This window comes from Rhodococcus sp. NPDC057297 (assembly GCF_042667435.1).
GTDB lineage: Bacteria > Actinomycetota > Actinomycetes > Mycobacteriales > Mycobacteriaceae > Rhodococcoides.
On record NZ_JBHUZE010000004.1, the window covers coordinates 453555 to 480075 of the forward strand.

Consider the following 26521-nt stretch of genomic DNA (forward strand, 5'->3'; position numbering starts at 1 on the left):
CCGGTCGGCGCGTCGGACACCACCGACAGAGAAGGACGCGGACGACACAGCGAGCACACGCGACTCGGACGCCGACGGCGCCGGTACCCCGTGACGAATCGGGTACCGGCGCCGCCGGGTCGTCTGCCGCTGCTCGAATCTAGTTGCTGTTCTCCAGCTTCGACGCCGCACCTGCATCGAGGAACCACACGGTCGATTCCGATCCGACCGCCCCCGCCGACGGGACGTCGTCGGAGTCGGCGCCGCCGACCGCTGCGGCCACCGCGTCCGCCTTGGCGTCCCCGGAGACCAACAGCCACACGTGCTTCGCACGTCGGACGGCAGGCAACGTCAGCGTGATTCGTACCGGCGGCGGTTTCGGAGAATCCTCGACGGCCACCACGTACCGATGCTGTTCGCGAACGGCGTCGGTGTGCGGGAACAGCGAATTGATATGTCCCTCACCGCCCATACCGAGCAGGTGCACGTCGAATTCCGGCGTGTGCTCACCGTTGGAGCGGGCGCCGAGGATCTGCGCGTACGTTGCCGCAGCCACCTCGGGATCGCTGCCGTGTGGACCGTCCGACGCCGCCATGCGGAACACTCGGTCCGGGTGCACACCCACATGATCGAGTAGAGCCTGCGAGGCCTGCACCTCGTTGCGTTCGGAATCGCCTGCGGGAAGGAAACGTTCGTCGCCGAAGTAGACGTCGACCTGTCCCCAGTCGATGGCTCCGGAATCCGCGCGGAGAGCCTCCAGAAGCGCGACGCCGGTGCCGCCGCCGGTCAGCACGACCGACGCGACGCCGCGTTCGGCCTGAGCCGCCACGACCACGTCGACGAAGCGGGATCGAGCTGCGTCGACCAGTGACTGGGCGTCGAGAAACTGCAGGACGGATTTCTTACTCATAGCTCACCTTCGACAGACCCTTCAAGGCCAGTTCGTAGATTTCGTCGGTATCGAGGCGCCTGAGCTCCTCGGCCAAACACTCGCGGGTTCCACGTCGAGCGAGCGCGACCTCCGCATCGGGTTGGCCGGTTCTGCGCAGCGTGGCCGTCTTTCCGGTCTGCGGACGGGTGATCGAGATGCTGGTGGTCTCGCGATCCAACACGACCTTCAGCTCGCCCGTTCGACGATGGACCGGTACCTCCAGCTTGGCAGCGAGCCAACCGGCGAGGATGTCCAGTGCAGGCTCCTCGGCCAGACCCGACACCACCGCGGAGACGACGGATTCGTGCGGTGCCTGATCCAGGGCCGTGGCGAGTAGCCCACGCCAATACGTGATTCGGCTCCACGACAGGTCGGTGTCTCCGTCGGTGTAACTGGACAACCTGCTCTTGATCGCCGCCGTCGTGTCCGGTGCATTGGTCGCATCGGTGATACGGCGAATTGCGAGCCGGCCCAAGGGATCCTGAGCAGGAACGGCAGGTGCTTCGTTGGGCCACCAGGCGACGATCGGGGTGTCCGGCAGCAGAAACGGTATGACGACGCTGTGTTCGTGATCCGCCAGTTCGCCGTTGAGGCGAAGGACGACGACCTCGGACGCTCCTGCGTCGCCCCCGACACGAATCTGCGCGTCGAGGCTCGACTCCGCGGACCGGTCTCCGTGGATCAGCACGATGACGCGGCACGGATGCTCCCGTGACGCCTCGTTCGCCGCTTCGATCGCGGACTCCGCCTTCGTGGCGTCCTTGCTGACGACGATCAGCGTCAGCACGCGCCCGATGGTCACGGCACCGCCCGACTCCCGGAGGGAGACCAGTTGCTTTCCCACCTCGGCTGTCGTCGTCGAAGGAATGTCGACAATCACGGCCTTCTCCATTCGCGTCCGGTGCGTTGCATCATCTCGTCGGCTGTCTCCGGACCCCAGGTGCCTGCCTCGTACGGCTCAGCGGTGCCGCCCGACGCCCAGAAGTCGAGGATCGGATCCAGGATCTTCCAGGACAACTCGACCTCGGCATTGACGGGGAACAATGACGGTTCGCCGAGCAGTACGTCGAGGATGAGCCGTTCGTACGCCTCCGGTGAAGATTCGGTGAAGGCCTGACCGTAGCTGAAGTCCATGCTGACGTCGCGGACCTGCATGCTCGACCCAGGCACCTTCGAACCGAATCGCATGGTCACGCCCTCGTCGGGCTGGACCCTGATGACGAGCGCATTCTGGCCGAGTTCCTCGGTCATGGTGGCATCGAACGGCAGGTGTGGCGCGCGTTTGAACACCATGGCGATCTCGGTGACCCTGCGTCCCAAAGCCTTTCCGGTCCGCAGATAGAACGGAACTCCGCCCCAGCGTCTCGTGTCGACCTCGAGTGTGATGGCGGCGTAGGTTTCGGTGTTCGACTCGGGGTCGAATCCCTCTTCCTCCTTGAGCCCCTTGACCTTCTGGCTGCCCTGCCACCCGGCTGCGTACTGACCCCTGGCGGTGGTCTCGGCGAACGGTTCGGCGGCCTTGGTGGCGGAGAGAACCTTGATCTTCTCCGACTGCAGCTCCGACGGGCTGAAGCTCACCGGTTCTTCCATCGCCGTGATCGCCAGCAACTGCAGCAAGTGATTCTGGATGACGTCCCGGGCCGCGCCGATACCGTCGTAATACCCTGCGCGACCGCCCAATCCGATGTCCTCGGCCATCGTGATCTGCACGTGGTCGACGTAGTGGGCATTCCAGATGGGATCGAACAACTGATTCGCGAAGCGCAGAGCCAGAATGTTCTGGACGGTTTCCTTGCCCAAGTAGTGATCGATGCGGAAGACGGTGTCCTCGGGGAACACCCTGTTCACGACCGCGTTCAGTTCCTTGGCGCTGTCCAGATCGTGCCCGAACGGCTTCTCGATGACGACTCGGCGCCACTTGCCTTCCTCACGCTGAGCGAGGCCGGAGCGGGAGAGCTGTTCCAGAACGACAGGGAAGGCGCCGGGAGGGATCGACAGGTAGAAGGCGTGATTTCCCCCGGTGCCGCGGGTTTCGTCCAGTTCGGCGAGCGTGGCCGACAGGCTGTCGAACGCCGCGTCGTCGTCGAACGATCCCTGAACGAATCGAAATCCCTCCGCGAGGGTGTTCCACACCTCCTCGCTGAACGGCGTGCGGGCGTGATCGCGGACCGCGTCGTGCACGATCTGCGCGAAGTCCTCGTTCTCCCACTCTCGCCGCGCGAATCCGACGAGGGCGAAACCGGGGGGCAGGAGCCCCCGGTTCGCCAAGTCGTACACCGCAGGCATGAGCTTCTTACGGGCGAGGTCGCCGGTGACACCGAAGATCACGAGGCTGCAGGGCCCCGCGATCCGCGGAAGACGCTTGTCACGTGGATCGCGAAGTGGGTTGTGCCACTCCGCGGAATCCTTCTGATCGGTTTCTGCGGTGGCCACGTCTCAGCTCTTCTGGCCTGCTTGACGCAGCTGCTCGCCGGTGGCTTCGAGCAACTCGCTCCAAGACGCCTCGAACTTCTGCACGCCCTCGTTCTCGAGAGTGAGGAACACATCCGTCACGTCGATTCCGATCGCGGACAGCTGGTCGAAGACCTCCTGGGATTCGGGGCCCTTACCGGAGATGGTGTCTCCCGATACCTCGCCGTGGTCGGCGACGGCATCCAGAGTCTTCTCCGGCATCGTGTTGACCGTGTTGGGCGATACCAGGTCGGTTACGTACAGCGTGTCGGGGTAGGCCGGGTTCTTGACCCCGGTGGAGGCCCACAGCGGCCGCTGCGGGCGTGCTCCCGAGCCTGCGAGCTCGTGGAAGCGGGGCCCGACCTCGAACGCCTGCTGGTAGGCGACGTACGCCAGGCGAGCGTTGGCGAGTGCGGCTTTGCCTTTGAGCGCCTCGGCGTCGGGCGTGCCGATCTTGTCCAGCCGAGCGTCGATCTCGGTGTCGACACGTGAGACGAAGAACGAGGCAACGGAGTGAATCTTCGACAGATCGTGGCCGGCCGCACGTGCAGCTTCCAAGCCCTCCAGATACGCGCCGATGACGGCCTCGTAGCGTTCGACCGAGAAGATGAGCGTGACATTCACGCTGATGCCCTCGCCGATGACCTTGGCGATCGCAGGGATACCTGCCTCGGTCGCGGGGATCTTGATCAGCACGTTGGGCCGGTCGACGATCTTCCACAGCTCGACGGCTTGCGCGATCGTCTTCTCGGTGTCGTGGGCCAGACGCGGATCGACCTCGATCGATACTCGTCCGTCGACGCCTGCCGAGGACTCGTGGATCGGAGCAAAGATGTCGCAAGCGTTGCGCACGTCGTCGGTGGTGACGGTGCGAATCGTCGCGTCGACGTCCGCTCCGCGCTCGGCGAGCTCGGTGACCTGAGCGTCGTACGCATCACCCTTGCTCAGAGCCGCCTGGAAGATCGACGGGTTGGTGGTGACACCGACGACGCTCTTGCTGTCGATGAGCTCCTTAAGGTTCCCGGAGGTGATGCGGTCGCGGGACAGATCGTCGAGCCAGACGGATACGCCTGCTGCGGACAGGTCTGCGAGGTTCTTGTTCTGGGTCATGGGTTATCCCTTCACATTGGTGATGGAGCGCTGCGCGGCGGCGACCACTGCGTCGGCCGTGAATCCGTACTCGCGGAAGAGCGTTTTGGCGTCGGCCGATTCGCCGTAGTGCTCGAGCGAGATGATCTCGCCGAAGCCGCCGACGATCGGGTACCACGGCATCGCGATGCCCGCCTCGATGGAGACGCGCGCCTTGACCGTGGGCGGAAGCACCTGGTCGCGGTAGTTCTGGTCCTGGCTGTTGAACCACTCGACACACGGCATGGATACGACCCGTGCGGCGATTCCCTGGGCTTCCAGAGTTTTCTGTGCCTCGACCGCGTACTGGAGCTCGGAACCCGTTCCGATCAGGATCACGTCCGGAGCAGCCTTCGACGACTCGACGAGGACGTACCCGCCCTTCGAGACTCCCTCGTAGCTGGTGCCCTCGAGAACCGGGATGCCCTGACGTGTCAGCGCCAGGCCGACGGGGCCGCTGCTGCTGGATCGAGCGAGGGTCGACTGCCAGGCGTACGCCGTTTCGTTGGCGTCACCCGGGCGGACGACGGACAGGTTGGGAATGGCGCGCAGGGCGGCAAGGTGCTCGACGGGCTGATGCGTCGGGCCGTCTTCACCGAGGCCGATGGAATCGTGCGTCCAGACGTAGATCGGGTCGATGTCCATCAACGACGCGAGCCGGACAGCGGGACGCATGTAGTCACTGAACTGCATGAAGGTTCCGCCGTACGCCCGAGTCGGCCCGTGCATGACGATGCCGGACAGGATCGAGCCCATCGCGTGCTCACGGATACCGAAATGCAGAGTCCGTCCGTAGGGCTCGGCATCCCAATCGTCGGTGGAGATGGACGTCGGCCCGAAGGACTTCGCGCCCTTGATCGTGGTGTTGTTGCTGCCGGCAAGGTCGGCGGATCCGCCCCAGAGTTCCGGAAGAACAGGTCCGACCGCGCTCAGAACGTCGCCGGACGCGGCGCGGGTCGCGATTGCCTTGCTGCCGGGCTCCCACGTCGGCAGGACGTCGGTCCAGCCCTCGGGGAGGTCGCCCGCGGTCAGGCGATCCAGCAACTTCTTACGCTCGGGCTCACGTGCAGCCCACGCGTCGAACTCCGTGTTCCACTCCGCGTGTGCCTTGCGGCCGCGCTCCTGCAGGCCGCGCGTGTGGACGATGACCTCGTCGGTGACCTCGAAGGTCTTTTCCGGGTCGAAGTCGAGTGCCTTCTTGACCTTGGCGATTTCCTCGTCGCCGAGGGCGGCGCCGTGTACAGCGCCGGTGTTCATCATCGTCGGCGCCGGGTAGCCGATGATGGTGCGCAGCACGATGATCGACGGCTTGTCGGTCACGGCTTTCGCAGCCTCGATTGCTTCCTCGATGGCAGTGACGTTCTCGCCGCCTTCGACTACCTGGACGTGCCAGCCGTACGCCTCGTAGCGTGCGGCGGTGTTCTCCGACAGCGCGATGTCGGTGGCGTGTTCGATGGAGATCTTGTTGTCGTCGTAGAACAGGATGAGGTTGCCGAGCTGCTGGGTGCCGGCGAGCGACGACGCCTCCGAGGTCACACCTTCTTCGATGTCGCCGTCGGATGCGATGACGTAGATGAAATGGTCGAACGGACTCGTCCCGAGCGCGGGCTCGGGATCGAACAGGCCACGCTCGCGACGCGACGCCATGGCCATACCCACCGCGGAGGCCAATCCCTGGCCTAGAGGTCCGGTGGTGATCTCCACGCCGTCCGTGTGGCGGAATTCCGGGTGACCTGGAGTTTTGGACTTGAACGTGCGCAACGACTCGATGTCGACGAGTTCGAGGCCGAAGCCACCCAAGTACAGCTGCAGGTACAGCGTCAGGCTCGAGTGTCCGCAGGAGAGAACGAATCGGTCGCGCCCGATCCAGTGCGTGTCGTTCGGGTCGTGACGCATGGTCCGCTGGAACAGGGTGTAGGCCAGCGGGGCGAGGCTCATCGCTGTACCGGGGTGGCCGTTGCCGACCTTCTGCACTGCATCGGCAGCGAGGACTCTGACAGTGTCGACCGCCCTGGTGTCCAGGTCCGTCCAGTCGCTGGGATGGTGCGCTGTGGTGAGGACGTCAATATCGTCTGTGATCGACACGAGCAGAGATCTCCTGACATTCGTACGAGTGAGGCAGAACGCGCTCGATCAGTCGCAGATCGAAACACGTCGACTACCAGCCTAGTTCCGTCCGCGTCGGCTGTCGTGCCTTCCCCCCATCGAGCCCCGGGCTGTGTCGTCACGGGGCTCTGTCTCTTCACTTTGGGTGCCCTGAGAATTGGAGTGCAGGTGGTTCACGTCTACCATCGCTTGTAGTAGTGCGCTCGCCTCACGTCTTGTGCCGGTGTGCGTGCTGCTCGTTCATGAGTGTCGAGCCCGTGCAAGGAGACGTAGTGCGAATTGGGCAGCAGCCGGGCGGCCACGGATTCGCAGGCGGTCCCAGTCATCCCGAGCACGACGGATCCGCTGGTGGAACCGAGGACGGGCATCGGGACGGTTCAGCTGAGCCGGCGAAGTCGGCTTCTCGGCGGGCGCTTGCACTCGTCATGGCGTACGTCGCGCTGACCAAGCCTCGTGTCATCGAACTTCTGCTCGTCACAACCATCCCGGCAATGCTTCTTGCCGATCGCGGCCAGGTACAGCCAGGTCTGATCCTGACCACTTTGTTCGGTGGAATGCTGGCCGCCGCGTCGGCCAACTGTCTCAACATGGTCGCCGACGCGGACATCGACAAGGTGATGGCTCGCACAGCCAAACGCCCGCTCGCGCGTGGCGCGATGCCGGTGTCGCACGCGTTCGTGTTCGGTGTCACCCTGGGAATCGTCTCGTTCTTCTGGCTGTGGTTCACGACAAACCTGCTCAGCGGCATCCTCGCGGTCGTCACCATCTGCTTCTACATCTTCGTCTACACCCTCGTCCTCAAGCGTCGTACGTCTCAGAACGTCGTCTGGGGCGGCGCCGCGGGCTGCATGCCCGTGATGATCGGCTGGTCCGCGGTCACCGGGACGATCGGCTGGCAGGCCGTTGTCATGTTCCTCGTGATCTTCCTCTGGACCCCGCCGCATACCTGGGCCCTCATGCTTCGGTACAAGGAGGACTACCAGGCGGCCAATGTCCCGATGCTGCCTGCAGTGGCGTCGGAAACGAAGGTGACCAAGCACATCGTCCTGTACGCGTGGGCCACCGTCGTCGCGACGTTTGCACTCGCGCCCGGTTCGGGAGTCATCTACGCGGCGGTCGCTCTCGCGTCGGGAATCTGGTTCCTCGTCGTGGCGCACCGGCTGTATGCCGGGGTGCGCGCGGGCACCCCGGTCAAGCCGCTGAAGTTGTTCATCCTGTCGAACGAGTACTTGGCGCTGGTGTTCTGTGGTCTGGCCGTGGACTCGGTCGTCGGGTGGGACACTGTGAGCCAGCTCCTTTCCTGAGCCGTTCTCACGGAACGAGTACGACCGAGCCGGTCGTGCGGCGACCTTCCAGCTCGGTATGCGCCGTCGCTGCGTCGGACAACGGGTGCACCGCACCCACCCGAACGGTCAGAATTCCGTCGGCTATCGCTTTGAACACCTCGCCCGCACGCCATTCGAGTTCGCTGCGATCTCGTAAGTGATGGGCCAGCGTCGGCCGGGTGAGGAACAGTGATCCGGCGCCGTTGAGCCGCTGCGGATCGAACGGCGGAACCGCGCCGCTGGCTGCGCCGAACAGTGCGAGCGTCCCACGTATGCGCAGCGAGGCGAGGCTCTGCTCGAACGTCGCGGCGCCGACACCGTCGTACACCGCGTGTGCGCCGTCCCCGTCGGTCAATTCTCGTACTTTCGCTGCGACGTCGTCGCTGTATTTCAGGACCTCCGAAGCACCCGCTTGTCGGGACAGCTCGGCCTTGGCGTCCGTCGATACCGTCGTGATCACGCGAACACCCGCCGCGACGGCGAGTTGGGTGAGGATGAGCCCGACGCCACCCGCTCCCGCGTGCACGAGCACGGTGTCGCCCGCAGCGGCCGGGTAGGTCGAGTTCAGGAGATAGTGGGCCGTCATGCCCTGCAGGAGTGCGGATGCGGCCTGTTCGGCTGGAACACCATCGGGTACCGCTACCGCGGCCGACGCCGGAACGATCACTTTCTCGGCGTAGCTACCCGGCGCGGTCGCCCAGGCAACGCGCTGACCGACGACGAACTCGCCGACCCCGTCGCCGACGGACTCCACCACCCCCGAGCCCTCGTCTCCGGGCACGTACGGCAGTTCGCGCTTGTACAGGCCGGTGCGGTAGTAGGTGTCGATGTAGTTGACGCCTGCGGCTTCGAGCCGCACGAGCAACTGGCCGGGGCCGGCAGTCGGCTCGGCGATGTCGACGGGGACGAGGACCTCCGGTCCACCATGTTCACGGATCTCCAGTGCACGCATGGTGTCTTTGTACACCTGCCGATTCCCAGGGGTTCTGGCCACGCGAAGTTACCGAGCGGTATCGTCTTCGGGTATGGCGACCGAAACAGAGACAACATCGCGTGAGACCGACGCGGCCGAGCCGAAGGTCGAGGTGCCCGCGGGTGCCCTCTCGGCAGTCAAGGCGTTCGTCGGAGAGCACGGCGGAACCGGAAATGTCGTGATCCAACCGATCGGACGAGCCGGAACGCGCGTCACCCTGGTCGGTGCCGACGGCGTGTTGGGCGATCAGGTCGTCGAGAACAACGACGTCGCGCACGCCCTCGTCGCCGCCGTCGACGGTTTGACCGAATCGGAGTGGGATCGCGAACTCGTCAGCGCAGTCACCCCTGCTCCCGGGCATTACCGCAAAATGGCGGGATGGGTTGCTCGCCAGACTCGATTCCCGAAGGCGCGTAACGCGGCTCTGGAGAAATAGTTCGAAAGATTTCGGTGGAGGTGGAACCGATCGGGGTTCGGGTCCGTCAAATCTAAGTGGGAGAGGTAGTCGGTCGTCTGAGGGGGAGACCGGCTACCTCTCCTCTCGTTGGTTCGGGGTCATGCAGGGCCGAGGTTTTCGGCGTGTTCGGCGGTCCGGCCCTCGCCGGGTGTACGTACCCTGCAGGCCGCCCAGACGGCGGCGGTGGCGGCAGTCGTCGCGCCCGCCCCCGCAACGTGAATGGCCACGAGCGCGGCAGGCACGTCGTTCAGGTACTGGACAACCCCCACGAGAGACTGCGCCACCACGATGGCGATCAGGACCTTCAACCGCGTCGTCACGTTCTGCGTCGCCTTGACTGCGTACAGGCCGAACCCGAGACCGACCAGGAGTGCGAGGTACGCCACCAGGAGCTGCGCGTGCAGGTGCACGAGTGTGACGATCTCCACCTCGAAACGAGGGACGGGTTCGTCGATGCTCTTGTCGCCGGCGTGCGGTCCTGCGCCCGTCAACATCGTCCCAGCCACCAACACACCTGCCATGACGACGCCGGAGAGGCCCGTCAACAGGCGTAGCGGTTCGGGGACAGTCTTGACGACTACGGTGTCCTCGTCGGATTCGGCAACCTTGAAGTACAGAAGGGTCGCGAGCCACACCATGGCCATCGAGGCCAAGAGGTGGATGGCGACAGTCCACCACAGAAGGCCGGTCAGTACTGTGATACCGCCCAGGATCGCCTGAACGACCGTTCCCAATGGCATGAACCACGCGAACAGGATCACGTTGTTGCGTCTGCGCGCCCGGGTGACAGCGAGAACGATGGCTGCCGCGGCGAGCACGACGACGAACGTCAGAAGCCGGTTGCCGAACTCGACGGCCTGGTGGAGTACAGGGACCTCGGACACTCCGACGGGAGTGAAGCTACCGGGAAAGCACTGCGGCCACGTCGGGCAACCAAGACCCGACGCGGTGACACGCACTACAGCGCCGGTCACGGCGATGCCGCCCTGAGTCAGGATGACGACGAACGCCAGGATCTTCTGCGCTCGCACCGAGGGCAGCGGCAAGCGGTCGACAATGCGCAAATACGCTCGATACAGCACGTAGCGATGGTAGACGGCGATCAACTACACGCTGTCGTTGACCCCGGCGGGGTCGTTCAGGTGAAGCGGAACGAGCGACTCGCGAACACGCCGCACAGTCCTGCCCATCCGAGAAGAACGGCGATTCCGAACCAGTCGACGGAACCGGTGACCGCCTGGCCGAGTGCTTCCGCGAGCGCGCCCGACGGCACCAATCGTGCGATCGTGTGCAGGGTCGTCGGCAGGTCGTCGGCGAGAACGACGAGAGAGCCGATTCCCAGCATCACGAACCAGAGGATGTTCGCGAGAGCCAGGACGATCTCTGCCTTGAGGGTGCCGCCGAGCAGCAGACCCATGGTGGCGAACGTCGTCGTACCCAGCGCGATCACCACGGCGCCGAGCAGCAGGCCGGTGACCTCCGGCCGCCAGCCGAGGGCCAGCCCGATTCCGCCGAGAACCACGGACTGCAGAATCACCACGAGCAGAACGGCGATGGATTTGCCGGCGATGATTCCCCACTTGGGCAGTGGGGTCGCACCCAGTCGTTTGAGTGCTCCGTAGCGGCGATCGAATCCGACGGCGATGGCTTGGCCGGTGAACGCCGTGGACATCACCGCGACCATCATCACTGCGGGCACGACCTGATTCACGGGTTCGTTGCCCATCGCACCCAGTGGCAGCAGCGTGAGCCCGATCAGCAGGGTGATCGGAATGAACATCGTCAGCAACAGTTGTTCGCCGTTGCGCAGAAGCAACTTCAGCTCGAGCATCGCCTGAGCGGACAACATCGTGATCGGCGAGCTGGGTTCGGGTTTCGGTGCGAACAGTCCCTCGGCGAACCTGTTGCTCGCGAGCCGCACGTCTTTGCGAGCTGTCATTTCCTGAGCTCCCTGCCGGTCAATTCGAGGAAGACGTCTTCCAGCCGTCGCTGATCCACCTGCAGTTCCGTCGCCAGTACGTTCTGTTCGGCGCACCACGACGTCACCGTCACCAGTATCGACGGTTCGATCACGCCCTCGATCGCGTACGAACCGGCACTTTCCTCGACCGGGTGGTACCCGGCCGGAAGTGCCGCGTCGAGCAAAGACAATTCGAGCCCGGCGGGCGCGCTGAATCGCAGTCGCCCCTCCGCTCCCTGCTTCGTCAGTTCCGATGCCGTCCCGGACGCGACGATCTTGCCGTTGTCGATGATGACGAGTTCGTCGGCGAGCTGCTCGGCCTCGTCCATCAGATGTGTGGTCAACAACACGCTGACTCCGTCACGACGAAGTGCGTCGACGAGTTCCCAGACAAGCAGACGGGCCTGCGCGTCGAGACCGGCCGTCGGCTCGTCGAGAAACACCAGTTCGGGGCGGCCGACGATGGCACAAGCCAGCGCGAGGCGCTGCTGCTGACCACCGGACAGCCGCCGATACGGTGTCTTCGTCGCTTGCGTGAGGCCGAGGCAGTCCAGCAACCAGTCGGGGTCCAGCGGGTCGTTCGAGTACGAGGCGACGAGCTTCAACATCTCGCCGGCTTTCGAACCCGGGTAGGCGCCTCCGCCCTGGAGCATCACTCCGATGCGCGGCCGTAGCTGTGCCGACTGAGTGATCGGATCGAGGCCGAGCACGCGCACGGAGCCGGACTCGGGTGCGACGAAACCCTCGCACATCTCCACCGTCGTCGTCTTGCCCGCGCCGTTGGGTCCGAGAAGGGCGAGTACCTGGGCGCGCTCGACGGTGAATCCGAGTCCGTCCACGGCCACGGTGCCGTCGTACGTCTTGGTCACGTCTGTCAGCTGCACTGCGGGCTGCGTCGAGTTCGACGCCCCGCTTCTGGTCTGCGCACCGGCGATCACGAGGAACCAGCGTATTCCCCGACCGGTCGACCGGGTTCCGGTGGTCCGGTCTCGCCTCGCCACGGCAGCCGTGAACGTGTGAGCAGGAACAGGATGCCGATGGTCAAGATGGTCATCAGTGCAGCCTGAACGATCTGGAACGGAAGATACTCGCTGCCGTTCGGCATCAGTATGACGCTGACGATCGACGAGAAGACGATGGCGGGCCCGCGGAACGCCCGTGTCGTCGCCCAGGCGGCAAGGGGAGTGACCGCCCACAGCAGGTACCAGGGCTGAACGACGGGGAAAAGCAACACGAGGGCACCGAGCGACACTCCGAGGGCGCCGACCGGATGCAGGCGTCCCTTCAGCACGGCGACGAGCATTCGCAGTGCGATGAAGCCGGCGACGAGCGCTGCGATCGGTCTCGTGAGGCTGAGCACTGCGGTGGTGTGGTCACCGAGCCCCAGAAGTACGCCGACGAACCCAGTGCCCAGGCCGAGAATGGTGGGGATGGACATCCAACTCCGCACGACTCCCGCGGTGCCGAGGGTGTGCACCCACCCGAATCCGAGACCACTGACCGCGCTGACGCCGACGATGATGACGACGCTCACCGCTCCCAGCAGAGCGGCAGCCGACGCGACCGCCCGGAAGCTGCCTCCCCACCTGCGAGCGAGGGCCATGCCCACGAACCCCAGTGCGATGAGCGAGGGGATTTTCACCGTCGAGGAAAGCGCGATCAGAGCAGCGCCGGACAACAACAGGAGCAGGGATGTCTTCTTCAATGGATCCGCGGACTCGATGGCGCGCAGCGCGAGCTCGGTACCCGCCAGCATCAATCCGATCATCAGCGCTTCGTTGTGAATACCCGCCACCAGGTGGAACAACAGGAGAGGATTCGCCGCGCCCAGCCACAGGGCGCTCACCGCAGCCACACCGCACCGTTTCGCGAGCCTGGGCAGTGCCCAGACGATCAGCGCGACACCGGCGATCGCCAGAAGTCGATGCAGGAAGATCCCGGCCACGATGTTCTCACCGGTCAACCACGTGATCCCGCGGCCCATCCAGAGAAACAGCGGACCGTACGGCGCAGGCGTCTCACGCCAGATGTTGGGGACAGTTCTCGTGAGAACGTTGTCCACGCCCAATGCACCGGCAGGGCCGATCTCGTAGGGGTCGAGGCCTCGAGCAGTGATCTCGCTCTGCGCGAGGTAGGAATAGACGTCGCGGCTGAACATCGGCGGAGCGACACACAACGGAAGAATCCACAGCAGCAGGGTTCTGTCCAACTGCGATCGCGTCAAGCGCCGCGGAGCCGTGCCGCCGCGCAGGCGTCCGACGGCGAACCGGCCGAGTAGCAGCCAGGCCAACACCACCATCACCGTGCCGGTCATCGTCACGGTCAGCGCAGTGGTGGCCATCCGGGACGGCAGGCTGAGGATTCGAACGCCGACAACCGGGTTCTGCAGCACCGGCTGCGCACCCGCGCCGAGAGCACCCACGGCCATCAGAATTGCGCCGGCAGCACCGAACCTGCGAATACTGCGGAGCTGACCGGTCTCGGTGGCATTCAGGCCGGGTGATTCGGCCTCGTCCCCGTGAAGGATCGACACACTCGACTGACGCTGATCGGCATCGAGCCCGACCAGGCGACGCAGTGGCCGCACCACGCGTCGCTCGACACCGGATACCGGACGCACGACGTCGACGGAGGAGACCGCGGACTTCGGTTCGATGTTCTGCTCGTCAGCGGTCGGTGGCACCAAAAGAGCGTAGCGGTGCCGCGCGGCCGCGATGCATGCCACTCGAACGACTCGACCTCTCGGATGACAGCGGCACCTCAACACGAGCTCGGCCTGCGATATTCCCTGGTGACGCCACCAGGTGAAGAAGGGCACCCTTGCTGGACCAGTGCAATCAATTCCGTCACACTGGTGTTGTGAAAACCACGACTACCGCGGCGCGCGCACGCGAAAGCGCCGGCAACGGCACAATCGCTCCTGCTCACACGCCTGCTGGTGGTGTCGGCACTTCCGGCGTCGGCCACGAAGGTCAAACCCGGAGTGCTGTGGTGACTCTACTTCTCGAAGAGGGCCCGATCACCGCGTCGGACATCGGTACCAGGCTCGGTCTGAGCGCCGCCGGTGTTCGTCGTCACCTCGAAGCCCTGATCGACAACGGAGAAGCTCGGGTCGCGCCCGCCGCTGCCCTCCGGCAGCGAGGCCGAGGCCGCCCTGCCAAGCACTTCCAGTTGACAGCGGCCGGGCGGAACAAGCTGGGACACACGTACGACGATCTGGCCGGTGCCGCGATGCGGCAGCTGCGAAAGATCGGCGGAGACGCAGCGATCGAAACTTTCGCGCGCCAGCGAGTCGACGCGATCGTCGCGGACCTCGAACCGATCAGCGGCGACGAGCCGTCGGACATCGAGGAGGCCGCAGATCGCATCGCCGACGCGTTCACCGCGGCCGGCTTCGCTGCATCGACGCGGGTGGTGGGTAACGGCGTCCAGATCTGCCAGCACCACTGCCCGGTGTCGCACGTGGCATCCGAATTCCCCGAGTTGTGCCACGCCGAGCGCGAGGCCTTCGCCGAGCTGCTCGGTACTCACGTGCAGCGTCTGGCCACCATCGCCAACGGTGACTGCGCTTGCACCACGCACGTGCCCTTGACCAACCCAGTCGATCTGTCCACCCCCTCCACCCCGTCCGGTGCTCAGCCCAGTACCGGACATCGCACAAGCCTCCGGAAGGAGCTCGCATGACCGTCACACCAGATCAGGTGACACCAGCAGTGCCGATGACTCAGGACGAGACCATTGCCTCGCTCGGCAACTACGGCTACGGCTGGTCGGACTCGGACGTCGCAGGCGCGAGCGCGCAGCGAGGCCTGTCCGAGGCCGTCGTGCGGGACATCTCCGCGAAGAAGAGCGAGCCGGAGTGGATGCTGGAGGCTCGGTTGAAGGCGCTCAAGACCTTCGACCGTAAGCCGATGCCCAACTGGGGTTCCGATCTCGACGGCATCGACTTCGACAACATCAAGTACTTCGTGCGTTCGTCCGAGAAGCAGGCGGCGACGTGGGACGACCTGCCCGAGGACATCAAGAACACGTACGACAAGCTCGGCATCCCCGAGGCAGAGAAGCAGCGCCTCGTGTCCGGAGTTGCGGCGCAGTACGAGTCCGAGGTCGTCTACCACTCGATTCGTGAGGATCTCGAGGCGCAGGGTGTCCTGTTCCTCGACACCGATACGGCGCTGAAGGAACAGCCCGAGCTGTTCCGCGAGTACTTCGGCACCGTGATTCCTGCCGGTGACAACAAGTTCTCCGCGTTGAATACCGCAGTGTGGTCCGGCGGATCGTTCATCTACGTGCCGCCCGGCGTGCACGTCGACATTCCGCTGCAGGCCTACTTCCGCATCAACACCGAGAACATGGGGCAGTTCGAGCGGACGCTGATCATCGTCGACGAGGGCGCATACGTGCACTACGTCGAGGGATGCACGGCGCCGATCTACAAGTCGGACTCGCTGCACTCGGCGGTCGTGGAGATCATCGTGAAGAAGGGCGGTCGTTGCCGCTACACGACCATCCAGAACTGGTCCAACAACGTGTACAACCTGGTCACCAAGCGCGCCAAGGCAGAGGCAGGCGCGACGATGGAGTGGATCGACGGCAACATCGGCTCCAAGGTCACCATGAAGTACCCGGCCGTGTGGATGACCGGCGAGTACGCCAAGGGTGAGGTTCTGTCGGTCGCGTTCGCCGGACCGGACCAGCACCAGGACACCGGTTCCAAGATGCTGCACCTCGCGCCGCACACGTCGTCGAACATCGTCAGCAAGTCGGTGGCCCGCGGCGGCGGACGTACCTCGTACCGAGGTCTGATCCAGATCAACAAGGGTGCGCACGGCTCGCGTTCGACGGTGAAGTGCGACGCGCTGCTGGTCGACACGATCTCGCGCTCGGACACCTATCCGTACGTCGACATCCGTGAAGACGACGTGTCGATGGGCCACGAGGCGACAGTGTCGAAGGTCAGCGACGATCAGCTCTTCTACCTGATGAGCCGCGGTCTCACCGAGGACGAGGCCATGGCGATGGTGGTCCGCGGCTTCGTGGAGCCGATCGCCCGCGAACTACCCATGGAATACGCGCTCGAGCTCAACCGGCTCATCGAGCTCCAGATGGAAGGATCGGTCGGTTAAGTGAGCAACCCAGCGGTACCCGCGAACGGTGTGATCGACGCAGTGACGTCGGAGAATCCGGCTCGTGAAGACAAGTCCAAGCTGGTCGCCAACAAGGGCGCCCAGTTCACCTCCTACGACGTGAACGCGTTCGAAATTCCGTCCGGTCGGGACGAGCTGTGGCGGTTCACGCCTCTGCGGCGCCTTCGCGGGCTCCACGACGGCTCGGCGGTTGCCACGGCGGGTGCGAACATCACGGTGTCCGACGCCGCCGGCGTGACTGTCGAGACCGTGGCCCGCGACGACGCTCGGATCGGTGTGGCCGGCGTGCCGGCCGATCGCATTGCAGCGCAGGCGTACTCGTCGTTCTCCGACGCGACGGTCGTGACCGTCGCCTCGGAGAACGAAGTCGCCGAGCCCATCGAGATCACCGTCACCGGCCCCGGTGCCGACGCGATCGCGTACGGGCACCTGCAGATTCGGCTCGAGAGGTTCGCCGTCGCGACCGTCGTCATCGACCAGGTCGGTAGCGGAACGTACGCCGAGAACATCGAATTCGTTGTCGACGACAGCGCGCAGCTCACGGTCGTGCTGATCCAGGACTGGGAATCCGACGCAGTGCATGTCGCGGCGCACCACGCCCGGCTCGGTCGTGACGCAGTGCTGCGACATTTCAACGTCAGCCTCGGCGGCGACCTGGTTCGGGTCAGCCCGACGGTGCACTACGACGCGCCGGGCGGCGACGCCGAGCTGCTCGGTCTCTACTTCGCAGATGCCGGTCAGCACCTCGAGCAGCGACTGCTGGTCGATCACACTGCACCCAAGTGCAAGTCCAACGTGCTCTACAAGGGCGCTCTGCAAGGCGAAGCAGGCCCGGGGAAAGTCGACGCACACACAGTCTGGATCGGCGATGTCCTCATTCGCGCCGAAGCCGAGGACACCTCGACGTTCGAGTTCAACCGCAACCTCGTACTCACCGACGGTGCACGCGCCGACTCGGTGCCGAACCTGGAAATCGAGACCGGTGAAATCCTCGGTGCCGGGCACGCAAGCGCCACCGGCCGTTTCGACGACGAGCAGCTGTTCTACCTGCGCGCTCGTGGCATCTCCGAGGACGCCGCACGACGGTTGATCGTGCGCGGCTTCTTCCACGAGATCATCAACCGCATCCCGGTTCCTGCGGTCCGCGAGCGTCTCGACGCTGCGATCGAGACCGAACTCGCTGTCACCGGCGCCTAGTCATTCATCGAACTTCGTAAGGAATTTTCATGTCCACGCTCGAAATCCGCGACCTCCACGTCAGCGTCGCGAACTCCGATGCCACCGCAGAGCCGATCGACATTCTCAATGGCGTCGATCTCACGGTGCGTTCCGGTGAGACGCACGCCATCATGGGTCCCAACGGATCCGGCAAATCGACGCTGTCCTACGCCATCGCAGGCCACCCCAAGTACACCGTCACGTCGGGAACGATCACTCTCGACGGCGAGGACGTTCTGGAGATGAGCGTCGACGAGCGTGCTCGCGCCGGACTCTTCCTCGCGATGCAGTACCCCGTCGAGGTTCCCGGCGTCTCGATGTCCAACTTCCTTCGTACCGCGGCAACTGCCGTGCGTGGCGACGCACCCAAGCTCCGTCACTGGGTCAAAGAGGTCAAGACCGCGATGGGCGAACTCGAGATCAAGGAAGAATTCGCCGAGCGCAGTGTCAACGAAGGATTCTCCGGCGGCGAGAAGAAGCGCCACGAGATTCTGCAGCTCGGCCTGCTCAAGCCGAAGATCGCGATCCTCGACGAGACCGACTCCGGGCTCGACGTCGATGCCCTCCGTGTCGTGTCCGAGGGCGTGAACACGTACAAGGAGCGCGAGGACGGCGGCGTGCTGCTGATCACCCACTACACCCGCATCCTGCGCTACATCAAGCCGGACTTCGTGCACGTGTTCGTCGGCGGCAAGATCGTTCAGTCCGGCGGAGCAGAGCTCGCCGACGAGCTCGAGGCCAACGGATACGCAGGGTTCACTCAGGCTGCACCGACAGGAGCGTGAGGATGGTCGCGCCGGCTGCTCTGAAAGACAGCGCCTTCGACGTCACGTCGATCCGCGCGGATTTTCCGATCCTGGCGAGGACCGTTCGTGACGACAAACGGTTGGTGTACTTGGATTCCGGGGCTACCTCGCAGCGCCCGGTGCAGGTTCTCGACGCGGAGCGGGACTTCCTCGTCACGTGCAACGCGGCCGTACACCGCGGCGCACACCAACTCGCCGAAGAAGCCACCGATGCGTACGAGGGTGCCCGCGCGCTGATCGCATCCTTCGTCGGTTGCGACGTAGACGAGGTCGTGTTCACGAAGAACGCCACCGAGTCGTTGAATCTCGTGACGCACGTGCTCGGTGACGACCGGTTCGATCGACGGGTCGGTCCTGGCGACGAGATCGTGATCACCGAGCTCGAGCATCACGCCAATCTCGTTCCGTGGCAGGAACTCGCACGACGAACCGGTGCGACACTGCGGTGGTACGGCGTGACCGAGGACGGACGAATCGACCTGGATTCACTCGAGCTCACCGAGCGCGTGAAGGTCGTTGCGTTCACCCACCAGTCCAACGTCACCGGCGCAGTGGCGCCGGTCGACGAGCTGGTGCGGCGAGCGCGGGCCGTAGGTGCGCTCGTCGTACTCGACGCATGCCAGTCGGTGCCCCACATGAGCGTGGATTTCCACGCGCTCGACGTCGACTACGCGGCGTTCTCCGGGCACAAGATGCTCGGACCGTCCGGAGTCGGTGTGTTGTACGGCAGACGTGAGCTACTCGAAGCGATGCCGCCGTTCATCACCGGCGGCTCCATGATCGAGACCGTGACGATGGAGAAGACGACGTACGCCCCGCCGCCGCAGCGATTCGAAGCGGGCGTGCCGATGACATCGCAGGTCGTCGGACTCGGTGCGGCAGTGCAGTACATCGAGCGCATCGGTATCGACGCCATTGCGGCGCACGAGAAGACCCTCGTGGCAGCTACTTTGGCCGAGTTCGCAGCGATCGACGGCGTCCGCGTGATCGGGCCGACCGAGAACGTGAACCGAGGTTCCGCTGTCTCGTTCGTCGTGGACGGGATCCACGCCCACGACCTGGGGCAGATCCTCGACGACGAGGGTGTTGCCATCAGAGTCGGTCACCACTGCGCCTGGCCCCTGCACCGCAGGTTCGGCGTTGCCGCGACCGCACGGGCGTCCTTCGCTCTGTACAACACCGTGGACGAGGTCGCTGTCCTGGCGAATGCAATACGCCGGGCGCAGACGTTCTTCGGGGTGGGAGCGGAGCCTGCAGGAGTGACCCGTAGTGGGGTGGGAGCGGAGCCTGCAGGAGTGGCTCAAGAGGCTGGGGGTGCTTGATGCGAATGGAGCAGATGTATCAAGAGGTGATCCTGGATCACTACAAGCATCCGCACGGCCGTGGCCTGCGTGAGCCGTTCGGTGCCGAGGTCCATCACGTCAATCCGACGTGTGGTGACGAAGTGACGCTCCGCGTGCACATCTCCGATGACGGCACCGTCGACGATGTGTCCTACGACGGTCAGGGGTGCTCGATCAGTCAGGCGTCGACGTCTGTGCTGACCGATCAGGTCGTCGGGCAGTCGGTGGGGGACGCGCTGAAGATCGTCGAATCGTTCAACGAGATGGTCGGCAGCCGGGGTACCGTCGAGGGTGACGAGGAGGTCATCGGTGACGGAATCGCTTTCGCCGGAGTGTCGAAGTATCCCGCGCGTGTGAAGTGCGCGTTGCTGGGATGGATGGCTTTCAATGACGCGGTTGTTCGAATAGTGGACGAGAGCCCGACACAGAACGAGAACACAGCGGGGCCTGTTGAACCCGCACGATCGTAGGGACGGCAAGAATGACCGAAACTGACACCACGGTGACAGAGACGACCGAGACCGACCAGGTGCCTGCACCGTTGACCCCGGAGGAGATCAAGGTCCTCGAGGATCTCGAAGAAGCGATGCGTGACGTCGTGGACCCGGAACTGGGCATCAATGTCGTCGACCTGGGTCTCGTGTACGACATCAAGATCGATGACGAGGAGATCGTCACGATCGACATGACCTTGACGTCGGCGGCATGCCCGTTGACCGACGTGATCGAGGATCAGGCGCGCGGTGCGCTCGTCCGCAGCGGACTGTGTTCGGACCTGAAGATCAACTGGGTCTGGATGCCGCCGTGGGGCCCGGACAAGATCACCGACGACGGTCGAGAGCAGCTCAGGGCGCTCGGCTTCACGGTGTAGCGACAGCGCTCCGAGGACCGAGCTCGCGGCGAACGAAGTTCACGGAGCAGGAAGTACTCAGGCTCCTTTGCGTGCCTGAGTACTTTTGGCGGCGGTCTTCTTTGCAGCAGCCGCCTTCTTTGCGGGTGCCTTCTTGGCTGCCGCTTTTTTGGCCGGAGCCTTCTTCCCGGCTGTCTTCTCAGCGGGTTGCGACGAACTGCTGGAACTCTTCGCGTTCTTGCCCGCAGCTTCGACACTCCGCTGTAGCGCGGCGACCAGGTCCACCACCTCGGCGTCCTCGCCGTCGTCGGACGACGATTCGTCGGTCTGTATTACCTTTTCCCCACCGTTGGCGATGGTGTCGTCGATGAGCTTGCGGAGTTCGATCTGGTAGTCGTCGGTGAACTCGGTGGGATCGAAATCCGATGACATGCTTTCCACCAGCGACGTCGCCATCTTCACTTCTTGCGGGCGCGCACTGGGGGCGTCGTCGAGCGACGGGAACTCGGCGGCTCGAACCTCGTCGGGCCAGAGCAGCGTCTGGATCACCAGAACGTCGTCGCGTACGCGCAGGGCGGCCAAACGCGTCTTCTGCCGGAGAGTGAAATGCACGAGCGCGGTTCGCTCGGTTTCGAGCAAGGTCTGGCGCAGCAGAACGTACGCCTTGGGGGACGACGAATCGGGTTCGAGGAAATAGCTCTTGTCGAACAGAATCGGATCGATCTGCTCCGTCGGAACGAACTCGAGCACGGGGATCTCGTGTTTCTCCGCGGCAGGTAGCTTGTCGAAATCCTGGTCGGTGAGGATGACGCGTTCACCGTCGGGGGAGTCGTAGGCCTTGTCGATGTCCGCGAACTGCACCGAGTTACCGCACTCGGAGCACACCCTGTCGTACTTGATGCGGCCGCCGTCCTTCGCGTGCACCTGGTGGAACCTGATGTCGTGTGTCTCGGTCGCGGAGTAGACCTTCACCGGGACGTTGACGAGCCCGAAGGCGATCGATCCCTTCCAAATGGAACGCATGGGGTTCATGATTCACGAGATACGTGCGTCAGTCGACCCCAATGGGCAGAAAACTATCGGCCTGCAACTGTTCGCGCTATCGCAATCCTGGCCTCGGTGGGCAGCGTTGGAAACATGCGGGTCATCGCCAGTGCGGTGCCCTTGGGGTCCGCCCGACCGGACAGGTAGGCGCGCTGCAGCGCCACCGGCAGATCGAAGAAGCTTGCGAAGAAGTGTGGAACGAGCTCCGGTTGGAGTCCGAGGGCGGTTCGAAGTCCGAGGTTGCGCAGCTTCTGTACCGCCCAGATCGACAGCGAGCCGACGCGCTCACCTCGCCTGATGTAGTCGACCACCTCGTCGGCTGCGGTGAGCGAGGCCGCGACGCTGTAGCCGGTTGCAGGATGCATCATCGACGATCGGGCTCCGAATCGAACCACCCCGCGTTCCGCACCGTTCGCCGGTGGCGGCTGGACGGGAAATCTGACCCGCTCGACAGGTTCTGTGCCCGAGACGACTACGCCTCTGTTCCGCAAACGAGTCCGTAGGCGCTCTTCGAGGACGGCGAAGCTCAACGCCGGACGTCCTACCAGACAGGTCTCCTCCAGCAATACGGTCTCGGGGTCGGTCGACACCGCGTACAGGAAGCTGGGGACATCCGTCGGTGCCGCACCGTTGTCGCGGCGCCAGTCCATGAACCACGCGTCGACGCCGTCGAGTGCCGGTGCCGCGATGTCTCTCGGCACCATGATTCCGAACGCGGTCTGTTCGGCGAGGCCGATCTCGCCGATCGTTCCGCGGGCGTCGACGACGGTTCCGGCACCGAGCAGCGTGCCGTCGGCGAGGGTCACCGAATGCGCACGGACGGACTCGGCGTGAGCCTGCACCTCCTGAACGGCGTCGGAGCGGAGGCTGCGTTGCAGTGCAGCAGTGTCGAGAACGCAATACGGGCGTTCGATCGATCGTCGAGCCGTGGTGAAGACGGTGGGGCTGGAGGTTCGCGTGGCCACGACATCGGGGGAGAGCCAAGCCGGTAGCTCGTCCGACCACGCGGAGTAGGTGGGCGTCCAAGTTCTGTCGGGGTGTGGGTCTACGGCGATCACCTTCATCCCCGCTGCGGAGGCTCTGGCACTCAGCGCGCGACCCGCCGGGCCGAGTCCGACCACCACGACATCGGCGGAACGGGAGGCGTTCACAGCCCTCCGGTGGCCAGCAGACCTCCGTCGATCCGAACGGTCTCGCCGGTGAGCCAGGACGATTCGTCCGATACGAGAAACGCGACCAAGGAGGCGACATCCTCGGGTACGCCCAATCGCTTCATCGGGTACATCGCCGCGGCCGCGTCCTCACCTGCGGCGACCAATGCTTCGGCGAATTTGGTCTTCACGACGCCGGGGGCCACTGCATTGACCCGAATCGTCGGTCCGAGCTGCCAGGCCAGTTCCTCCGTCAACCTGATGAGCGCAGCCTTCGACGCTCCGTACGCCGCGATGACACCGGTCGACCGGATGCCTGCAACGCTGGCGAGGTTGACGACGGCGCCGCCGTGGTCCTTCATCCAACCTCGGTATGCCTCCTGCACGAATCCGAGAGTTGCCACCACATTGGTGTCGAAAATCTTCTTCACGCCGGCGAGGTCTGCTTCCATCAGCGACCCGTACACCGGGTTGATGCCCGTGTTGTTGACCAGAATGTCCAGAGACCCGAGTTCGGCAACCGTTCGATCGACCGCTTCGCGACGAGACTCTGCGTCACCTGCGTTACCGGCGATGGTCAGGACCTTCGCGCCTTCTGGTGCCGCAGCCTGCAGTTCACCGGCAGCGTCGGCCAGCGGTTCCGGCTTGCGGGCGGTGATGGCAACGTTCGCGCCGCGCCCGAGCAACTCGGCGGCTATCGCCTTGCCGATTCCCCGGCTGGCGCCGGTCACCAGAGCGGTTCTTCCGGTCAGATCCTTGCGTGGTGCAGTGTTCGCGGCTGTCATGGGCGTGACGTTACCGGTGTCACTGGCGCGGGTGGTCGGAGCACGCCGTTCGACGGTCTAAAATGAGTGGTTGCTCTGTCTTCGACTCCTCGCCGCGCACGTGGTGCGAGGAACAATCGATCGAGATGCATGCCCTGTTGTCTTCCCAGTCCAAGGAGCCTACGCGTGATCACCGCCACCGACCTCGAAGTTCGTGCCGGTGTCCGCACGTTGCTCTCGTCGCCAGGACCTGCCCTCCGCGTACAGGCCGGCGACAGGATCGGGCTCGTCGGCCGTAACGGTGCAGGCAAGACCACCACCCTCCGCATTCTGGCCGGCGAAGGCGAGCCGTACGCAGGCTCGGTCGTGCGAACCGGTGAGCTGGGTTATCTTCCGCAGGACCCGAAAGAGGGAGACCTCGACGTCCTCGCGAAGGATCGGGTGTTGTCCGCGCGCGGCCTCGACACGTTGCTGCACAAAATGGAGAAGCAACAGGCGCTGATGGCCGAGACCGCCGACGAAGATCGTCTGGACCGTGCGGTACGCAAATACGGCGAGCTGGAGGAGCGATTCGCGTCTCTCGGCGGCTACGAGGCCGAGAGCGAAGCTGCTCGGATCTCCAACAGCCTCGGATTGCCGGATCGCATCCTCGGCCAGCCGCTTCGCACGCTGTCCGGTGGACAACGCCGTCGCGTGGAGCTCGCTCGCATTCTGTTCGCCGCGTCGGACGGCAGCGGCGGCCGCTCCACCACCACGCTTCTGCTCGACGAGCCCACCAACCATCTCGACGCCGATTCGATCACCTGGCTGCGAGGATTTCTGCAGAACCACGAGGGCGGGCTGATCGTGATCAGTCACGACGTCGAGCTGCTCGGCGACGTAGTCAACCGTGTGTGGTTCCTCGATGCTGTCCGCGGCGAGGCGGACATCTACAACATGAACTGGAAGAAGTACCTCGATGCGAGGGCGACGGACGAACAGCGTCGTCGCCGCGAGCGCGCAAATGCGGAGAAGAAGGCGGGCGCTCTGCGCGTACAGGCCGCGAAAATGGGTGCCAAGGCGACGAAAGCCGTTGCAGCACAGAACATGGCGAAGCGCGCCGACAAACTGTTGGCCAACCTGGACGCCGAGCGGGTGTCGGACAAGGTTGCGCACATTCGCTTCCCCGAACCAGCGCCGTGCGGGAAGACCCCGCTGATGGCGAAGAACCTGACGAAGATGTACGGATCCCTCGAAATCTTCGCCGGCGTCGATCTCGCCATCGACCGAGGAAGCCGGGTGGTGGTGCTCGGGCTCAACGGCGCAGGCAAGACGACTCTCCTCCGTATCCTCGCCGGCACGGAGAAAGCCGACACGGGCGACATCGAACCGGGCCACGGCATGCGCGTCGGATACTTCGCTCAGGAACACGACACCCTCGACGACAACGCGTCGGTGTGGGAGAACATCCGGCACGCGGCTCCGGACACGGCGGAGCAGGAACTTCGTTCGCTCCTCGGTGCGTTCATGTTCACCGGACCTCAACTCGAGCAGCCCGCCGGGACTCTGTCCGGCGGTGAGAAGACCCGTCTGGCGCTCGCCGGTCTGGTCTCCTCGGCGGCGAACGTGCTTCTGTTGGACGAGCCCACCAACAACCTCGATCCGATCTCCCGCGAGCAGGTGCTCGACGCCTTGCGCAGCTACAAGGGTGCCGTCGTGCTCGTCACGCACGATCCCGGTGCCGCTGAAGCGCTGTCACCGGAACGCGTCATCCTCCTTCCCGACGGCACCGAGGACCACTGGTCCCAGGAATACCTGGAGCTGATTCAGCTCGCGTGATCGAGTTCGTCGCGTTCGGCCATGCCGCGTGGCCTCTGTCCTCTACCCTGAATCCGCGGGGGAATTTCGGTGAGCGAACACATTCGTAGCTGACTGGAGGATCCCATGGCCAAGGAGCGAGCCCGAAAGTCGACGTACATGAAAGGTGCTCGTATAACCGGTGATTCGCGTGATCGCCTGCAATCCTCGCTGAAGGAGCAATACGAGGCCGGAGCGAGTATCCGGTCCTTGGCCGTGCGAACGGGTAGGTCGTACGGTTTCGTGCACAAGGTGCTGGGGGAGTCCGGCACAGTTCTCAGGTCACGCGGCGGACCCAACCGAAAACCCGCAGCACGCTGACGACTGCAGAGCGGTGACGACGTGATTCGCTAGCTGGTCGCGTCGGGCTTTCGGACCGACTCCTCGACGAGGTCGAGCACTGCAGCAAGGTTGTGACCGTCCTGGCCTGATGCAATCCGTGCGACCAGGCCGTCGAGAACAAGATCGAGATACTCGACCATGACGTCCGGTGCGACGTCGTCCCGCAGGCGTCCCGCGGTTTTCTGCCGTTCCAGTCGGGCCAGTGTTGCATCCGTCAATTCGGCGGACTGCTGGGACCAGCTGTTTCTGAACTCGGGGTCGGTGCGCAGGCGTCGGGCGATCTCGAGCCTCGTACCCAGCCATTCGAAGCGATCCGGCTCCTCGAGGATGTCGCGCATGACCTGGACCAGACCCTGGCCCGCCGCGACTTCAGCCATGCGGCGAGCGTCTTCTCGGGCGAGTGCCAAGAACAGGCCGTCCTTGTCCTTGAAGTGATGGAAGATGGCCCCGCGAGACAGGCCGGTGGCCTCTTCGAGGCGGCGAACGGTGGCGCCTTCGTAGCCGAACTCACCGAAGCATCTGCGTGCGCCGTCGAGAATCTCACTGCGCCGCGCGGCCAACTGGTCTTCACTGACCTTGGGCACGTGCACGCCTCCTTCGTCGGACTGCCGGTGCGCACGGTCGGCGCACTCCAGGGACCTGCTGGCAAGCGCAGAACGCGCACGAGCACCGCAACCGCCGAGGCCTGAGCCCGACGTGTGGTGGTCGTG

25 protein-coding genes are annotated in these 26521 nt (G+C 64.6%); 11 read left to right on the forward strand and 14 right to left on the reverse strand.

What is annotated here, in order from left to right; genetic code table 11:
• Positions 1–139 precede the first annotated feature (139 nt).
• The 5 genes from pgl to tkt are packed head-to-tail and all read right to left on the reverse strand — an operon-like array spanning position 140 to position 6574.
• On the reverse strand, positions 140–889 hold the full coding sequence (pgl, locus tag ACFULT_RS15580) for a 6-phosphogluconolactonase (protein WP_037113191.1): 750 nt from the start codon (positions 887–889) through the stop codon (positions 140–142).
• Positions 882–1790 carry a glucose-6-phosphate dehydrogenase assembly protein OpcA gene (opcA, locus tag ACFULT_RS15585; protein WP_342585482.1) on the reverse strand — a complete coding sequence of 303 codons (909 nt, stop codon included), beginning with the start codon at positions 1788–1790 and terminating at the stop codon, positions 882–884. Before opcA ends, pgl begins: the two co-directional genes overlap by 8 nt.
• A complete protein-coding gene (zwf, locus tag ACFULT_RS15590) occupies positions 1787–3343 on the reverse strand; it encodes a glucose-6-phosphate dehydrogenase (RefSeq protein WP_037113194.1) in 1557 nt (518 codons plus the stop codon). Before zwf ends, opcA begins: the two co-directional genes overlap by 4 nt.
• 3 nt (positions 3344–3346) lie before the next feature.
• A complete protein-coding gene (tal, locus tag ACFULT_RS15595; RefSeq protein WP_037113195.1) occupies positions 3347–4471 on the reverse strand; it encodes a transaldolase in 1125 nt (374 codons plus the stop codon).
• A 3-nt stretch (positions 4472–4474) separates the two neighbouring features.
• Positions 4475–6574, reverse strand: coding sequence for a transketolase (gene tkt, locus ACFULT_RS15600; RefSeq protein ID WP_378481844.1), 2100 nt, complete (start codon positions 6572–6574; stop codon positions 4475–4477).
• A gap of 293 nt (positions 6575–6867) precedes the next feature.
• Between tkt and ACFULT_RS15605 the strand changes: the two genes are divergently transcribed.
• Complete coding sequence (locus ACFULT_RS15605) at positions 6868–7899, forward strand: heme o synthase (RefSeq protein ID WP_037113199.1); 1032 nt, start codon at positions 6868–6870, stop codon at positions 7897–7899.
• Between the two features lie 7 nt (positions 7900–7906).
• Here ACFULT_RS15605 and ACFULT_RS15610 read toward each other — a convergent pair whose 3' ends face one another.
• The gene (locus ACFULT_RS15610; RefSeq protein WP_378481845.1) at positions 7907–8872 is read right to left on the reverse strand and encodes a quinone oxidoreductase family protein; all 966 of its coding nucleotides are present in this window, start codon (positions 8870–8872) and stop codon (positions 7907–7909) included.
• Between the two features lie 73 nt (positions 8873–8945).
• Here ACFULT_RS15610 and ACFULT_RS15615 point away from each other — a divergent pair, with 73 nt between their 5' ends.
• On the forward strand, positions 8946–9329 hold the full coding sequence (locus ACFULT_RS15615) for a hypothetical protein (protein WP_037113202.1): 384 nt from the start codon (positions 8946–8948) through the stop codon (positions 9327–9329).
• Between the two features lie 119 nt (positions 9330–9448).
• Here ACFULT_RS15615 and ACFULT_RS15620 read toward each other — a convergent pair whose 3' ends face one another.
• Genes ACFULT_RS15620 through mptB form a run of 4 tightly spaced genes read right to left on the reverse strand, consistent with a single transcriptional unit; the run spans position 9449 to position 13900 of the window.
• Complete coding sequence (locus tag ACFULT_RS15620) at positions 9449–10432, reverse strand: heme A synthase (protein WP_052059557.1); 984 nt, start codon at positions 10430–10432, stop codon at positions 9449–9451.
• 56 nt (positions 10433–10488) lie between these two features.
• Entirely contained in the window at positions 10489–11289 is an 801-nt protein-coding gene (locus ACFULT_RS15625; protein ID WP_037113204.1) for an ABC transporter permease, read from the reverse strand.
• Positions 11286–12248, reverse strand: coding sequence for an ABC transporter ATP-binding protein (locus tag ACFULT_RS15630; RefSeq protein ID WP_241483920.1), 963 nt, complete (start codon positions 12246–12248; stop codon positions 11286–11288). Before ACFULT_RS15630 ends, ACFULT_RS15625 begins: the two co-directional genes overlap by 4 nt.
• Positions 12245–13900 carry a polyprenol phosphomannose-dependent alpha 1,6 mannosyltransferase MptB gene (mptB, locus tag ACFULT_RS15635; RefSeq protein WP_241483930.1) on the reverse strand — a complete coding sequence of 552 codons (1656 nt, stop codon included), beginning with the start codon at positions 13898–13900 and terminating at the stop codon, positions 12245–12247. The genes ACFULT_RS15630 and mptB overlap by 4 nt, the downstream gene beginning before the upstream one ends.
• 323 nt (positions 13901–14223) lie before the next feature.
• On the opposite strand from mptB, the gene ACFULT_RS15640 reads away from it, so the two are divergent.
• The 7 genes from ACFULT_RS15640 to ACFULT_RS15670 are packed head-to-tail and all read left to right on the forward strand — an operon-like array spanning position 14224 to position 20695.
• A complete protein-coding gene (locus ACFULT_RS15640; RefSeq protein WP_255122974.1) occupies positions 14224–14994 on the forward strand; it encodes a metalloregulator ArsR/SmtB family transcription factor in 771 nt (256 codons plus the stop codon).
• The gene (gene sufB / locus ACFULT_RS15645; protein WP_019666341.1) at positions 14991–16436 is read left to right on the forward strand and encodes a Fe-S cluster assembly protein SufB; all 1446 of its coding nucleotides are present in this window, start codon (positions 14991–14993) and stop codon (positions 16434–16436) included. The genes ACFULT_RS15640 and sufB overlap by 4 nt, the downstream gene beginning before the upstream one ends.
• Positions 16437–17654: a Fe-S cluster assembly protein SufD gene (gene sufD / locus ACFULT_RS15650; RefSeq protein ID WP_378481846.1), complete on the forward strand. Its 1218-nt coding sequence runs from the start codon at positions 16437–16439 to the stop codon at positions 17652–17654. It abuts the gene before it with no gap.
• Positions 17655–17683: 29 nt separating this feature from the next.
• Positions 17684–18460, forward strand: a complete 777-nt coding sequence (sufC, locus tag ACFULT_RS15655) for a Fe-S cluster assembly ATPase SufC (protein WP_020110107.1) — start codon at positions 17684–17686, stop codon at positions 18458–18460.
• Positions 18461–18462: 2 nt separating this feature from the next.
• Positions 18463–19803, forward strand: coding sequence for a cysteine desulfurase (locus ACFULT_RS15660; RefSeq protein ID WP_378481847.1), 1341 nt, complete (start codon positions 18463–18465; stop codon positions 19801–19803).
• Positions 19803–20294 carry a Fe-S cluster assembly sulfur transfer protein SufU gene (gene sufU, locus ACFULT_RS15665; protein ID WP_378481848.1) on the forward strand — a complete coding sequence of 164 codons (492 nt, stop codon included), beginning with the start codon at positions 19803–19805 and terminating at the stop codon, positions 20292–20294. The genes ACFULT_RS15660 and sufU overlap by 1 nt, the downstream gene beginning before the upstream one ends.
• An 11-nt stretch (positions 20295–20305) precedes the next feature.
• Entirely contained in the window at positions 20306–20695 is a 390-nt protein-coding gene (locus ACFULT_RS15670; RefSeq protein ID WP_037113210.1) for a metal-sulfur cluster assembly factor, read from the forward strand.
• Positions 20696–20752: 57 nt separating this feature from the next.
• On the opposite strand, the gene ACFULT_RS15675 is transcribed toward ACFULT_RS15670, so the two are convergent.
• From ACFULT_RS15675 to ACFULT_RS15685, 3 genes are read right to left on the reverse strand one after another with little or no spacing between them, the layout of a single operon-like run.
• Positions 20753–21697: a Ku protein gene (locus tag ACFULT_RS15675; protein WP_094721663.1), complete on the reverse strand. Its 945-nt coding sequence runs from the start codon at positions 21695–21697 to the stop codon at positions 20753–20755.
• A 53-nt stretch (positions 21698–21750) separates the two neighbouring features.
• Positions 21751–22869 (reverse strand): lycopene cyclase family protein, encoded by a 1119-nt coding sequence (locus ACFULT_RS15680; RefSeq protein WP_378481849.1) that lies wholly within the window; start codon positions 22867–22869, stop codon positions 21751–21753.
• Positions 22866–23654 carry an SDR family oxidoreductase gene (locus ACFULT_RS15685; RefSeq protein WP_037113212.1) on the reverse strand — a complete coding sequence of 263 codons (789 nt, stop codon included), beginning with the start codon at positions 23652–23654 and terminating at the stop codon, positions 22866–22868. Before ACFULT_RS15685 ends, ACFULT_RS15680 begins: the two co-directional genes overlap by 4 nt.
• Positions 23655–23819: 165 nt before the next feature.
• Between ACFULT_RS15685 and ACFULT_RS15690 the strand changes: the two genes are divergently transcribed.
• Together ACFULT_RS15690 and ACFULT_RS15695 are read left to right on the forward strand one after the other, a co-directional pair.
• On the forward strand, positions 23820–25451 hold the full coding sequence (locus ACFULT_RS15690) for an ABC-F family ATP-binding cassette domain-containing protein (RefSeq protein WP_378481850.1): 1632 nt from the start codon (positions 23820–23822) through the stop codon (positions 25449–25451).
• 105 nt (positions 25452–25556) lie between these two features.
• Positions 25557–25790 (forward strand): helix-turn-helix domain-containing protein, encoded by a 234-nt coding sequence (locus ACFULT_RS15695; protein ID WP_080733081.1) that lies wholly within the window; start codon positions 25557–25559, stop codon positions 25788–25790.
• A 29-nt stretch (positions 25791–25819) separates the two neighbouring features.
• Here the strand turns inward: ACFULT_RS15695 and ACFULT_RS15700 are convergent, their stop codons facing one another.
• Positions 25820–26395 (reverse strand): TetR/AcrR family transcriptional regulator, encoded by a 576-nt coding sequence (locus tag ACFULT_RS15700; RefSeq protein ID WP_037113215.1) that lies wholly within the window; start codon positions 26393–26395, stop codon positions 25820–25822.
• Positions 26396–26521 lie beyond the last annotated feature (126 nt).

Bases quoted from the DNA above. Each gene is read 5' to 3' on its own strand.
- ACFULT_RS15695 (WP_080733081.1), top strand. From the start codon at position 25,557: ATGGCCAAGGAGCGAGCCCGAAAGTCGACGTACATGAAAGGTGCTCGT.
- ACFULT_RS15675 (WP_094721663.1), bottom strand. From the start codon at position 21,697: ATGCGTTCCATTTGGAAGGGATCGATCGCCTTCGGGCTCGTCAACGTC.
- sufU (WP_378481848.1), top strand. From the start codon at position 19,803: ATGCGAATGGAGCAGATGTATCAAGAGGTGATCCTGGATCACTACAAG.
- sufB (WP_019666341.1), top strand. From the start codon at position 14,991: ATGACCGTCACACCAGATCAGGTGACACCAGCAGTGCCGATGACTCAG.
- ACFULT_RS15660 (WP_378481847.1), top strand. From the start codon at position 18,463: ATGGTCGCGCCGGCTGCTCTGAAAGACAGCGCCTTCGACGTCACGTCG.
- ACFULT_RS15685 (WP_037113212.1), bottom strand. From the start codon at position 23,654: ATGACAGCCGCGAACACTGCACCACGCAAGGATCTGACCGGAAGAACC.
- ACFULT_RS15625 (WP_037113204.1), bottom strand. From the start codon at position 11,289: ATGACAGCTCGCAAAGACGTGCGGCTCGCGAGCAACAGGTTCGCCGAG.
- ACFULT_RS15610 (WP_378481845.1), bottom strand. From the start codon at position 8,872: ATGCGTGCACTGGAGATCCGTGAACATGGTGGACCGGAGGTCCTCGTC.
- pgl (WP_037113191.1), bottom strand. From the start codon at position 889: ATGAGTAAGAAATCCGTCCTGCAGTTTCTCGACGCCCAGTCACTGGTC.
- sufC (WP_020110107.1), top strand. From the start codon at position 17,684: ATGTCCACGCTCGAAATCCGCGACCTCCACGTCAGCGTCGCGAACTCC.
- ACFULT_RS15615 (WP_037113202.1), top strand. From the start codon at position 8,946: ATGGCGACCGAAACAGAGACAACATCGCGTGAGACCGACGCGGCCGAG.
- tal (WP_037113195.1), bottom strand. From the start codon at position 4,471: ATGACCCAGAACAAGAACCTCGCAGACCTGTCCGCAGCAGGCGTATCC.
- ACFULT_RS15670 (WP_037113210.1), top strand. From the start codon at position 20,306: ATGACCGAAACTGACACCACGGTGACAGAGACGACCGAGACCGACCAG.